The 12,908-nt window shown below is 43.6% G+C and carries 12 protein-coding genes and 1 tRNA gene; 1 reads left to right on the forward strand and 12 read right to left on the reverse strand.

Annotated features, from left to right (window positions below; genetic code table 11):
* Positions 1-288: 288 nt before the first annotated feature.
* Genes thrB through B1K71_RS14625 form a run of 3 tightly spaced genes read right to left on the reverse strand, consistent with a single transcriptional unit; the run spans position 289 to position 3,538 of the window.
* Positions 289-1,179, reverse strand: coding sequence for a homoserine kinase (thrB, locus tag B1K71_RS14615; RefSeq protein WP_077328318.1), 891 nt, complete (start codon positions 1,177-1,179; stop codon positions 289-291).
* Complete coding sequence (gene thrC, locus B1K71_RS14620; protein WP_077328320.1) at positions 1,176-2,237, reverse strand: threonine synthase; 1,062 nt, start codon at positions 2,235-2,237, stop codon at positions 1,176-1,178. The genes thrB and thrC overlap by 4 nt, the downstream gene beginning before the upstream one ends.
* Positions 2,234-3,538 (reverse strand): homoserine dehydrogenase, encoded by a 1,305-nt coding sequence (locus tag B1K71_RS14625; protein ID WP_077328323.1) that lies wholly within the window; start codon positions 3,536-3,538, stop codon positions 2,234-2,236. Before B1K71_RS14625 ends, thrC begins: the two co-directional genes overlap by 4 nt.
* Positions 3,539-4,068: 530 nt before the next feature.
* Here B1K71_RS14625 and B1K71_RS14630 point away from each other — a divergent pair.
* Positions 4,069-4,141 (forward strand) — tRNA-Ala (locus tag B1K71_RS14630).
* 125 nt (positions 4,142-4,266) lie between these two features.
* Here B1K71_RS14630 and B1K71_RS14635 read toward each other — a convergent pair.
* The 9 genes from B1K71_RS14635 to B1K71_RS14675 form a co-directional block, all read right to left on the reverse strand.
* Positions 4,267-5,019: an amino acid ABC transporter ATP-binding protein gene (locus B1K71_RS14635; protein ID WP_077328325.1), complete on the reverse strand. Its 753-nt coding sequence runs from the start codon at positions 5,017-5,019 to the stop codon at positions 4,267-4,269.
* A gap of 15 nt (positions 5,020-5,034) precedes the next feature.
* Positions 5,035-5,736: an amino acid ABC transporter permease gene (locus B1K71_RS14640; RefSeq protein WP_077328328.1), complete on the reverse strand. Its 702-nt coding sequence runs from the start codon at positions 5,734-5,736 to the stop codon at positions 5,035-5,037.
* Positions 5,720-6,535 carry an amino acid ABC transporter substrate-binding protein gene (locus B1K71_RS14645; protein WP_077328330.1) on the reverse strand — a complete coding sequence of 272 codons (816 nt, stop codon included), beginning with the start codon at positions 6,533-6,535 and terminating at the stop codon, positions 5,720-5,722. Before B1K71_RS14645 ends, B1K71_RS14640 begins: the two co-directional genes overlap by 17 nt.
* A gap of 158 nt (positions 6,536-6,693) precedes the next feature.
* Positions 6,694-8,244, reverse strand: a complete 1,551-nt coding sequence (gene pruA, locus B1K71_RS14650) for an L-glutamate gamma-semialdehyde dehydrogenase (protein WP_077328332.1) — start codon at positions 8,242-8,244, stop codon at positions 6,694-6,696.
* Between the two features lie 87 nt (positions 8,245-8,331).
* Positions 8,332-8,787: a CoxG family protein gene (locus B1K71_RS14655; RefSeq protein WP_175631922.1), complete on the reverse strand. Its 456-nt coding sequence runs from the start codon at positions 8,785-8,787 to the stop codon at positions 8,332-8,334.
* Between the two features lie 69 nt (positions 8,788-8,856).
* Positions 8,857-9,759, reverse strand: a complete 903-nt coding sequence (locus B1K71_RS14660; RefSeq protein WP_077328336.1) for a DMT family transporter — start codon at positions 9,757-9,759, stop codon at positions 8,857-8,859.
* A 127-nt stretch (positions 9,760-9,886) separates the two neighbouring features.
* On the reverse strand, positions 9,887-10,597 hold the full coding sequence (locus B1K71_RS14665; RefSeq protein ID WP_077328338.1) for an FAD-dependent oxidoreductase: 711 nt from the start codon (positions 10,595-10,597) through the stop codon (positions 9,887-9,889).
* 145 nt (positions 10,598-10,742) lie between these two features.
* Positions 10,743-12,119, reverse strand: a complete 1,377-nt coding sequence (locus B1K71_RS14670; protein WP_077328340.1) for a M17 family metallopeptidase — start codon at positions 12,117-12,119, stop codon at positions 10,743-10,745.
* A gap of 71 nt (positions 12,120-12,190) precedes the next feature.
* The gene (locus B1K71_RS14675; protein ID WP_245799293.1) at positions 12,191-12,880 is read right to left on the reverse strand and encodes a copper homeostasis protein CutC; all 690 of its coding nucleotides are present in this window, start codon (positions 12,878-12,880) and stop codon (positions 12,191-12,193) included.
* Between the last annotated feature and the right edge of the window lie 28 nt (positions 12,881-12,908).

Below are 12,908 nucleotides of genomic sequence, written 5' to 3' on the forward strand. Positions count from 1 at the left end.
CTCATTGAATGCGCTTACAACATTTTCATTCAATATTCGACAATTATATTCTATTTTGGTTTCGTGTCATTCAACATTGTTGAATAAATTATATAATGAATTTTCGCAAATTGTCAATGAGTATGTTTAAGCAGAAATGCAGTGGACTTTTGAGCGGAAAAATAGTGAACTTGGGCCGATTTGGTGTGAACTTAAGCCAAGTAAAACCGGATTGGAGCCGAATTTGATCAAACTTAAGCGAATTCATTATTATAGCAAAAAATAGCCTGAGCTTTCTTTCAGCTCAGACTATTTTCCCACCTGCAATCCGGTCATATCTATTTCTAATACAGCTATCTTATAATCAGGAAGCTTCCGTCGCATATGATCGCGAACCAATTTTCCTTCAGCTTCCGGAACAAATGAAATCATTGATGGTCCGGCACCGCTTATGATGGAACCGAATGCACCAGCTTTTTTTGCTTCGTTCCGGATCAGTTCATAGTTTGGAACAACGCCTGCCCGGTATGGCTCATGAAACAAATCCTGTTCCATCATACGTCCGGCAAGTCGATAGTCACTTACCAGCAATGCCGCCACCATAACATTACTGACAGCACTTGCGGACGAAGCATAATTCCTTAGAAAAGATTCGGGAACAAGCTGCCGCGCTTTTTCTGTTTTTAATTCTGTATCGGGTATATGGACAACAAGCCCCAATTCTGGGGTGGACACCTGTATATGCTCGATTCGTTCTTCCGTAACGGCACTGAATACAATACCACCGTATAAGGCTGGTGCGATATTATCCGGATGCCCCTCCAGTTCTGTACCATACTGCAATTTCTGCTCGTCGGTTAATCCTATTTCACAGAGCTGATTAGCCATTTCAATTCCTGCCAACACAGCCGATGCACTGCTGCCAAGCCCGCGTGCAAGCGGAATATCACTTTCCACGACCACTTTACAGCTTGGCAGCTGTTTTTGATGTCGTTCTGCTGTTTGCTTCGCAGTTTGAAAAATGAGGTGATCCGCATCATTCTCCACTGGCGGCAGGTATGGTGACTCATGGAAAAATTCCCAGCGTTCCTGCACCTCAACGTGCAATGTTAAATAGAGATTTACCGCCATCCCGCACGAGTCGAAGCCCGGCCCGAGATTACCGGATGAGCCGGGGATGGACATACTGAATTTATTCATGAGCGCACCTTGCCAAGCACATAATCAACTACAGTATCTTCATCATTCGGAAGGGAAACAGGGTCCACATGCACCTGCTCCATCGCTGTCTGTGGATCTTTCAACCCATTACCTGTTAACACAGCTGCAACAGTACTGCCTTTCGCAATGCTTCCCGACCGGCATTCTTTGATCAACCCGGCAATGGAGGCACACGAACCTGGTTCCGCAAAAATACCTTCCTTACGTGTCAGCAGTTGAAATGCTTCCATAATTTCCGCATCCGTTACGGCATCTATTTTTCCGTGTGATTCATCCCGTGCCGCAACAGCCAGTTCCCAGCTGGCTGGATTTCCGATACGTATAGCTGTGGCAACAGTTTCCGGACTCGTGATAACTTGATCAGTTGTGATTGCCGCTGCTCCTTCTGCTTCGAAACCGAACATTCGCGGCAAACCGGTATTTTTAACTTGATCATATTCTTTAAATCCTTTCCAGTATGCGCTGATGTTCCCGGCATTGCCAACCGGTATTGCAAGAACATCCGGTGCTGATCCAAGAAAATCACACACTTCAAATGCAGCTGTTTTTTGCCCTTCCAGCCGGTATGGATTTACAGAATTCACAAGTGTGACCGGTGTTTGCTCCGTAATTTTTCGGACCATTCGAAGCGCGTCATCGAAATTGCCTTCAATCTCAATAATTTCAGCACCATACATTTTTGCCTGGGCCAGTTTCCCAAGCGCAATTTTTCCTTTCGGGATAATAATCAGTGCATGCATACCAGCTTTGGCTGCATATGCCGCTGCTGATGCCGATGTGTTGCCTGTTGATGCACAAATGATCGATTTGCTGCCTTCTTCTGCTGCCTTGGCAACCGCAACAACCATCCCCCGGTCTTTAAACGAGCCGGTTGGATTGGCACCTTCCACTTTCCCGTATAACGTAATGCCAAGCTCCGCAGATAAATTTTCGAAATAGATCAGTGGTGTATTCCCTTCATGCAGTGTCAAACCCGGTATAGTCTCGAACACTGGTAAAAATGCTTTGTAGTGATCAATTATTCCACGCCAATTCATTGCGCCATTCCTCCCTCAATGCGATAACTGCTTTTTACTTCTTCCACAACATCGTTTGTTTGCAAATTTTCAAGTGCTTTCCCGATTTTATCCTGTGTTGTTTCATGTGTTACGATGATTACTTCCGCAGTTCCATTATCCTGCTTTTTAGGAACCTGCAAAATCCGTTCAAAGCTTATATCAAGTTCATTGAAAATTGACGATATTATCGTAAATGACCCTGCCACGTCTTGTACATGCAGCCTGACATAATAACTTCCGAACCGCTGATGAGACGCAAGGATTTTCTTTTCATAACTTGGTTCCAAATAACTTTTGCCCTGAATTCCAGTTATCATATTCTTTACTACAGCTGCGACGTCCGACATAACAGCTGCAGCAGTCGGCAGGCTTCCCGCACCAGGTCCGTAATACATTGTCTCCCCAACAGCGGCACTGTTTACAAAAACCGCATTATTTTCATTTTTTATCGCTGCGAGAGGGTGTTTTTCCGGTAAAAATACTGGTTCCACACCGACTTCAACCTGATGGTCGCGAACTTGGGTTACACCAACAAGTTTCATCGTCAGACCAAGTCTTCTGCCAAACTTCAGATCATCCACCGGAAAATTCCGGATCCCCCGCACTTCCACATCAGCTAAGTCTACAGGAACCGAAAAGGCAAGTCTGGCAAGAATAGCCATTTTTCTGGCAGCATCAAGTCCATCCACGTCACCGGATGGATCTGCTTCAGCAAAACCAAGCTCTTGCGCTTTCTGCAATGCATCTTCATATGCAAGACCCTCATCATCCATCTTTGTTAAAATGTAATTCGTTGTTCCATTCACAATCCCTGTGATTTTTTGGATTTCATCAGCGATAAGACCATCTTTAACCGTACGGATAATCGGAATCCCGCCTGCAACACTTGCCTCATACAACAAATCGCATTGATTGCGGGAAGCGGCATTTTCAAGCTCTGTCCCATGCAAGGCCATTAAATCTTTATTAGCGGTCACAACGTGCTTTTTATGTTGGAACGCTTTTTTCAAATAGTCCCGTGTCTGCTCGATACCACCCATTACTTCAATCACAATATCAATTTCCGGATCCTCCAATATATCCTCAACATGAACAGTGAGCAGTTTCGAATTGACTTGGATATCGCGATGCTTATCCGGATCCACGACTAAAATGCGCTTTACGGTAATATCACAGCCAAGTTGGTGCTGCAATTTTTCCCGGTGATTTTCAATTAACCGGAAAACTCCCATACCAACTGTTCCAAACCCCATAAGACCGACAGAAATTCCTTTTTCCATGTTTTCACCTCATTTATAAAATATAAAAAGACTCTTCACGCCCCCATAATTCCGGTATTAACCAAAATTATCGGGACGAAAAGAGTCTTCCTTCCGTGGTTCCACCCAATTTTATAGCACTATTGAAAATGCTACCTCATGTGACTGCATGCAGTCCGGTTTTGATAACAGGTGAGCAATCACCCGGCCTGACCTACTGGGAAATCCCGTTCGGCCCGGCACTCAGAGATGGTGTTGGAGCAGCATATACTTTCGGGATCCCAGCACCCCCGAATCTCTGTGAATATAAAAATTGCCCCTCGTTCTCCTCATCGATTTCAAAAAATTATATTGCGAACAATCATATACCGTTTTTGTCATCAGGTCAACCTTTTTTTAAATATTTTTGCAGCAACTTGTAAATGCAAAAGTTTTAACCCTTCATAAAAGCTGATTTAAGAAGGACTTTATTTTTCTGCTGAGACTCTATTTTATAAAAATACTACTTGAAAATTTTTATAAGAAGTCATATAATAAATATCGGAGTCAACGGGGCATTAGCTCAGTTGGGAGAGCGCTTCGCTGGCAGCGAAGAGGTCATCGGTTCGAGCCCGATATGCTCCATCATAAAGTGCAATTCCTGATTACGGGAATTGCACTTTTTTTGGAATGCAATAATAATGCGATGTCACACGTTTAATAACAAATAAAACACCTTTCCCACATTACCAGGAAAAGGTGTTTTTTACTTATTGTGACGGATTCAATATCCGCTGCAGGAATTGCTTGGTACGTTCCTCTTTTGGAGCCCTTAGAACTTCACTAGGCGGGCCCTGCTCGACAATGTAGCCGCCATCCATGAAAATCACTTCATCCGATACCTGTTCGGCAAATTGCAATTCATGCGTGACAACCGCCATTGTCCAATTTTCTTTCGCCAAATCCTTCATGACAGATAAGACATCACCAATTAATTCGGGGTCAAGCGCCGATGTTGGTTCATCAAACAACATCAGTTCCGGTTCAATGGCCAATGCTCGCGCTATGCCGACTCGCTGCTGCTGCCCGCCGGAAAGCTGGTGTGGATAAAGATCTGCTTTATCTTTCAGACCAACCTTTGTCAAAAGCTCAAGTGCGCGCTCCCGCTCTTTTCCCTTATTACGCCTCTGTACAATAACAGGGCCTTCCGTCACATTTCCCAGTGCAGTTTTGTGCGGGAAAAGATTATATGACTGGAATACCATGCCTGACTTTCGGCGCAGCTTTAGAACATCCTTTTTTGTCATTTTTTTGGAGAAATCCAGTTTGAATCCATCATGAAATGTATATGTCCCCTGGTCAGGTAGTTCTAATGCATTCAGGCAACGCAATAACGTTGTTTTTCCTGAACCGGATGGACCGATAATCGACAGGACTTTTCCTTTTTCAATCGTGATATTTAATTCCTTCAAAACTTCCAGGGAACCAAATGATTTGGATAACCCTTCTATATTTAAATACACCTCTGACCGCACCTCCTAAGCAGCATGACGTTCCAGACGGGTCTCAATTGCTTGCTGTACAAGAGACAGCAGAAAACAGACGACCCAGTATAAAATGGCCGCTTCAATATAAATCAGCATAAAATCATACGTAACGGCAGCTATTTCCTGTGCCTTCCGAAAGAGTTCCGTTACAAGAATGAGTGATGCCAATGATGTATCTTTTACAAGACTGATAAATGTATTGGACAACGGTGGTACCGATACTCTGGCTGCCTGTGGTATAATAATCCGCCGTAACGCTGTATTAGGCGTCATCCCAATTGTATAGGCAGCTTCCCACTGGCCTTTTGAAATGGATAAAATCGACGCACGAATAATTTCCGATGCGTATGCACCAACATTGATAGAAAACGCGATTATTGCACTTGGAAACGGATCAATGGTTACCCCCAGACTTGGAAGACCGTAAAATACAATAAATAACTGAACCAGCAATGGCGTTCCACGCACGGCTGACACAATTGCCACGGAAGGTGCACGCACGATTGGTGATTTTGACAGACGCATAACAGCAAGCAATAAAGCGAGCAAAAGACCCACTGTAAATGCAATTAATGTAAGCGGGATTGTATATTTTATCCCGCCCATTATCATTGGCATAAGAGAATTTTTAAACAGTTCCCAGCCGCCCATTGTCGCATCGATTGTTAACAGCAGACTATTTGACAGAAACATCTTCACCAAACCATTCTTTTGCGATTTTTGTCAGCGTACCGTCTTTTTTCATTGCTTTCAGTTGCTTATTAACAGCTTTTACTAACTTTTCATTTCCTTTATTGAATGTAAATGCTGTTTCAGAAGCATTATTTTCCTCGGCAGCAATTTTAATCTGTTTGCCGCCTTCTTGGTTGATATAGTCCAACACTGCAAGCTTATCATTGACTGTCAGATCCGCTCTGCCCTGTTTGATCAGTTCAATTGATTGGGCAAGACCTTCCACTCCGACAATTTCAGCACCATTTTCTTTGGCGATTTTCTGATAGTTGCTTGTCAGCGATTGTGCTGACTTCTTGCCTTCCAGGTCATCAAAAGAATCCACTGATTGATCGTCTTTCGGTGTCACAATGACGGCTTCTGAATACGTGTATGGTATGGAAAAATCATAATTAGCCTTTCGCTCCTTATTGATCCCAACTTGGTTTGCAATCATATCAAAACGTTCCGCATTCAATCCGGCAAACATTGAATCCCATTGTGTTTCCCTGAATTCCACGTCAACGCCCATGCGATTGGCGACTTCACGAATAACTTCAACGTCATAGCCAGTCAGTTTTCCTTCTGAATTGTGGAATGTAAACGGTGCGTAGGTTCCTTCCGTTCCGACTGTCAGTACACCGCTTTCCATCACCTTGTCATACAAGTCTCCCGATTTATTTTTTGCACTATTGGTCTGACCATTTTCCTCATCAGAGCCGCATGCTGCAAGTCCAAGGACAAGCCCTGCCAATAAAAATGCATATATTAATTTTTTCATTTCATTACCCCCAGTAAACTTATCGGAATTAACGCCTAATTGATTATAAGGTATTCTATGCAATATGTAAATAAATTGATTTGCATTCTGACACTTAGGGTTTCCGAAAATGAGCTTTTCATGAAAAAAGAGCCATCGTCGCGATGGCCCACTCCTCTCTATAATGTTTCTGAAACTGTTTTTGCTTCAAGAAAATTTAAAAGGTAGTCCGGTCCGCCGGCTTTGGCATCTGTACCAGACATTTTGAATCCGCCAAATGGGTGGTATCCGACAATTGATGCGGTACAGCCACGGTTGAAATATAAGTTTCCAACGTGGAAATCATACCTTGCCTTGTTGAGATGCTTGCGGTTATTGGAAATGACGGCACCAGTCAGGCCGTAATCCGTATTATTGGCAATATCCAGCAGTTCACTGAAGTCCTTTGCTTTGGCGAACGCAACAACCGGCCCGAAAATTTCCTCCTGCATAATGGTTGCATCCGGTTCCGCATCGGCAAAAATCGTTGGATAAACATAGTACCCTTTCGAATCATCTGTTTCACCGCCAAATGCAAGTCTGCTTTCATTTTTGCCAATATCAATATAGTTTTTGATTTTATCAAACTGTTTCCGGTTAATGACACCACCCATATATGGATTTTCTGCTGCGGGATCGCCAACAGTAATTTCCTTCGCATGCTCAACCGTTTTAGCCAATACTTCATCATAAACTTCTTCATGAATAACAGCACGCGAGCATGCGGAACATTTCTGTCCCTGGAACCCGAATGCGGATTGAGCAATCGCTTCAGCAGCCAAATCCAGGTCTGCTTCATTGTCCACGATAATGGTGTCCTTTCCACCCATTTCAGCGACAACCCGCTTTAGGAAATTTTGTCCTTCCTGCACTTCCGCAACGCGTTTATAAATCCGCGTACCTGTTTGCCTGGAGCCGGTAAAATTAATAAAGTGTGTTTTTGGATGATCAACCATGTAGTCGCCAAGTTCATTCGGCTCACCCGGCAAGTAGTTCACAACGCCAGCAGGAAGTCCTGCCTCTTCAAGCACTTCCACAAGTTTGCAGGCAATCACTGGTGTGTTTTCTGAAGGTTTCAGGAGAACTGGATTCCCCGCTGCGATTGGGCCGACTGTTGTTCCACACACAATCGCAAATGCGAAGTTCCACGGTGGAATCGTTACTCCCGGACCTATCGGCTGATAAAAATACGTATTATTTTCAAATGGACGGTCATTGATTTCTTTTCCTTTGCCAAGTTCAATTATCTGTCTGCCGTAATACTCCAGAAAGTCGATTGCTTCCGCAGTATCAGCATCCGCCTGGCCCCATGGTTTACCGGCCTCATACGACATCATTGCGGAAAACTCATGTTTGCGCCGGCGAACGATGGCGGCTGTTTTAAATAATACATCTGCTCTTTCTTCCGGTGAAAATTCACGCCATGTTTCAAATGCCTTGTAGGCTGCATCCATCGCCTGATCAACATGCGCCTTTTTCGCTTTGGATATAGATCCAATCAACTGAGATGTATTGGATGGGTTAAAGGATTCCAATTTGTCATCAGTAAAAATACGCTGTCCGCCGATAATAAGCGGATATTCTTTCCCCAAATCCATACGGCGTATCCTGCTCAGTGCATCTTCATATGCCTGACGATTTTCTTCATTTGTGAAATCTGTAAATGGTTCGTGTTTATAAGACACTACCATTTGAAAAACCTCCTTTGTGATAGGCATTCGACTAATATGCATACCTACTTAAGGATTTATCACAAAATGTTTTCTGTTAAACATGCACTATGTTATAGCAGGTTCACGATCAGCAATGCTGTCCGCGACCGCTTTTGTGAATCTTTCTGTTGTTTTCGGAACGAGCTGCTTTAAAACCGGATTCAATACTGCACCGGTCCAGCCTTTTGCGGTAACCTGAAGGCAGCCCGTCATAACAGTCTTCCGGTCATGAACTTTTTTAGCTTTAAAATATCCGTCTCCGGAAAAGTTTTCATTTAACCCGGTTACAGTAAATGATATCCGTTCAGGTTCTTGAATTCCGGTAATATCCAGCTGCATCCGAATTTCTTTTTGCACAAATCCGACCTCACCTTTTGCCTGCCAGACAGATCGGGTATTGCTCTGAATTTCATGATTAACATATCCGGGAATTAATGGTGCCAAATTATTAACATCCGATACAAATGACCAGACATTGCGTATCGGCACATTCAGTTCCAAATAATACTTACCATACGGCATATACGATCCTCCCCCACGGTAATAAATGCACATTCATTACTGTATGCACGAAAAAACTGGTTAGAAGTATTATTTTGAGAAATTCGTTTGGCTAACTCGCCGCCTGCGCTCAAACGCATTCACCAAAATGACACTCGCAATGGCAATAATTCCGCCTGCAACAGATAACAGGCTGGGCAGTTCATTGAGCCATATCCAAGCAACGAGAATGGCAAAAACCGGTTCAACATACATCATACTCGTTACAGCTCCGGCTTCACCTGAAGATAATGCTATTGCCCACGTTACATAAGCGATTGCTGCTGGAAAAACACCAACATATATTGCCGACAAATTAGCTTCCAGTGTTGCTCCTTGAATACTTTCAAATAAACCTGGAGAAAAAACAAAAAATGGCAGTGTTCCCGCCCATGTGAAATACGCTGTTAATTCAATCGGTCGGTAGCGCGTAAGCAACGGTTTCTGAAAAACAAAAAAGGCCGACGTTGCCATCGATGCAATTATAATCAGCAATGCCCCTGATGAAATACCGAACGATGCACCAGGTGAACCGAGTGTAATCAGAAAAATCCCCAGGAAGCCGACACCGAGTCCAATCCAGCCAAAAAGACTCGGACGCTCTTTCAGGAAAATCGCGGCGATAATTGCAGTGAAAATCGGTGCAGAGGCAACAAGCATCGCCGTTGTACCAGCCGGGACCGTTTGTTCACCAAAGGTAATTCCAATATGATAAACACTGATACCAACCCAGCCAAGCAGTAAAATTTTCACAAGATCTTTTTTCGCCGGCAGCCGGAATTTTGTTCCCGGCCAAAGTGCATACACCAAAAATACTGCCGATGCTATCAAAAACCTTGTCAGCACAAGATGACCGGAACTGTAGCCACCATGCAAACTGGCCCGGATGGCAGCAAACGTCGACCCCCAAATGACAATCGTAACCGACGCCATCATAAACGCCCATTTATTCACATCCACTGCCCCCTCTCTAATTTATCCATTATACAAATAAAATTCGGGCGGTGCCAGGCACCACCCGAATTTTTTCGAAAAAATATCATAGTGCTCGGACTATGATATTTCGGATTAAATCCTATTTTTAGTAGCCGGAAAATTCTTCGGCACGGATGTTATCTTCGTTTGCTCCGGCATCAACAAGCAATTGATACATGGCTTTCACCATGCCGGCGGGTCCAGCCAAATAATAAATCGGTTTGCTTATGTCGGACACATGTCGCTTGAGCATATCAGCATCAATATGACCGCTTTCGCCGCTCCAGTCATTCGACTGTGTCATGACAGGCACAAATTTGAAATTCTGGTTTTGATCTTCAAATTTTTCAAAATCTGCCATGAATGGCGCATCATCCGGGGTATGATTGGAATACAGCAATGTCATGTCATGTGAAGTCTGGTTCTTCGTTGCCTCAGCAATCATGCTTCGTATTGGCGTGATTCCAATACCTCCAATCAAAAATACAGCCGGTGTTGATTCGGTTTTATGCAATGTAAAATTCCCGTGTGGACCGTCAAATTTCACTTCAGTCCCTTCAGGCATATCCTTCAGTACCCGTTTGTATGCAGAATCACGCATCCGTGTCGCCGTAACCAGCTTATTTTCGGATGGAGCACATACAAACGAAAATGCCCTTGTATTGCCATCCTCATCCGTTACACCCGGATCAATCAACGTGAAATCACCAAACTGACCGGCCCGAAACTCAAATCCATCCGGCATTTCCCAATGGAACGCCATTGTATCGTTTGCGACTGTTTCTTTTTTAAGTAATTTAATCGTATCTGCAGACATCGTATTCAACTCCTTCTAAACCAAAAAATGGACTCATTATAAATCAGTCTATTTATCTTTTCCCTAAATATACCAATGTAAACAGCCTGTCGAAAAAAAGAACCGAAAGACTATTTAGGTCCCAGCACTGCATTACAAAACAACTTTACTTTGAAACATCCACAGTGTAATCGGCCAAAAGTCTTGCACCGAATCCGGATGCTGCCTTTGAGTAGTATCCATTTTCCTGACTTGCCATTACACCCGCCATATCAATGTGCAGCCATCGGCAATTTTCCGGAACAAATCGTCGCAAAAACAGCGCAGCTACAATCGATCCGGCTTCACCTTTTCCGCTCGTATTATTGAAATCCGCATAGTCACTATCCAAATAATTGTCATATGCATCAACAAGCGGCATCGGCCAATTAAAATCACCATTTTTCCGGCCAATTTCATGCATCTTCCGGGAAAGATCCACGTCCCCGAAGACGCCAGCAAGTTTTGAGCCAAGTGCATTGCCAATCGATCCGGTTAACGTTGCAATATCTACCACGTACGAAGCCTCCAGCTCACCTGCCCGAATCAAACCGTCTGCCAAAATCAGCCTTCCTTCCGCATCTGTGTTTCCAACCTGCACATTTAATCCATTTTTATAATGAATGACATCGCCTGGAATAACAGCTTTACGGTCGGGCATATTTTCCACAATCGGAATCAGTGCCACAACATTTACATCGGCATTGGATTCACTGAGCAGCTTCATTGCACCAAGAACTGCCGCGGAACCGCCCATATCCATACGCATGCCGCTGATATCTTTGCCCCTTTTCAACGTTATCCCGCCAGAATCAAATGTAACGCCTTTGCCGACTAGTGCAATAAGCGGTTTAGTTTCATCCCCGCGATACATTAGTTCAACAAAGGACGGCTCATGGATACTGCCGCGGCAAACGGTCAGAACACCATTCATCTTTCTATTTACAATTTCCGCTTTATCTAATACATTCACTTCCACATCTGTTCCATCAAACTCTTTTTGAATAATCGATGGAAACGTAGATGGACTTAAAGCACTGGGAATCTCATTTGTCACATCACGGGAAAAAGCCATTGCCGCTGCACGGATTTTCCCTGCCTCTACAAAAGTCTGCTTCCCTTCCAAAACTTGCAATTCGGTCTTAAACGATTCCTGATCAGATTTGTAACGTAAAAATTGGTACGCCCCAAGTTCCCATCCTTCCACAAAAGCTGTCAGCACATCACCTGCATTCAGTTCATCAAATGCTTTTGTCAGCCGGCTGGCATGAACAACAGCTTTTTCGATTTTCTGTTTGCGTAATGAACGTGCGATATCACCTGCTGTCATCCGTACTTGATCGTACGATTGATTTGATGCACCAGGGGCTTTTATTGCCACTAACATCTCATTATCTAAAAAAATTATAGAATATGAATTCATACTGTTATGAACCTGCTCACTGACAATCGCACTATCTTTTATTTTGTCATCCGTAGAAAATACAATCGATGTTTTAACCATTACTGTCTTCCCCCTTCTTGTGAATAATATCTATTTCGACATACGAAAGAAAAATCCTGCAACTAAATTTTTTAATGACCCGTCCAGTTCATAATTTGCTGCATCGCTTTCACATCAAATCCATTCTGAAAAGAGCCTCCCAACCGGACTGCCTTTCCGAAATGATATTCGTCCGCTCTGACAAAACTATGTATACTGCGGATATTTTCAGGTGACAAACCCGCTCCTGGCATAATCTTCGGTCCATCCATTTCCCTGGACAGTTCCACGAGCGATCGCAATTGGTCTTTCCCGTGTTCACAGTCACGTTCTCCGCCGGATGTCAAAATTCGTTTGACATGTGACTTATATTTTGCAAGCACCCGATATGCAGCTTTTTGTGATACGGCTTCATCAAATGCGCGATGGAAAGTAATATCCAGCTGTGGCGCCATCTCAATAATTTCCATTAATTTATTTTCATCAATCGTATGGTCATCCCGCAAAGCACCAAACACAATGCCGCTTCCACCTAAATCCAGTATGGCTTTAACATCTTCCCGGATTATTTCCATATCTTCTAATGAGTATGAAAAACTATAACTATGTGGGCGAACCATCACCTGTACAGGGATGGTAACACTCCCAATTACCTGTTTAAGTGTACCGATACTTGGTGTTAGACCACCTTCCTGAATGGCTGAAACCAGTTCCACCCGGTCTGCACCGCATTTTTCCGCCTCTATGGCTTCCTGTTTATTTTGTACAATTACTTCAAGCATAATCCGTCATTCCTTACACGTAAATTTT

Origin of the sequence: Virgibacillus siamensis, from assembly GCF_900162695.1 — a bacterium.
GTDB classification, from domain to species: domain Bacteria; phylum Bacillota; class Bacilli; order Bacillales; family Amphibacillaceae; genus Lentibacillus; species Lentibacillus siamensis_A.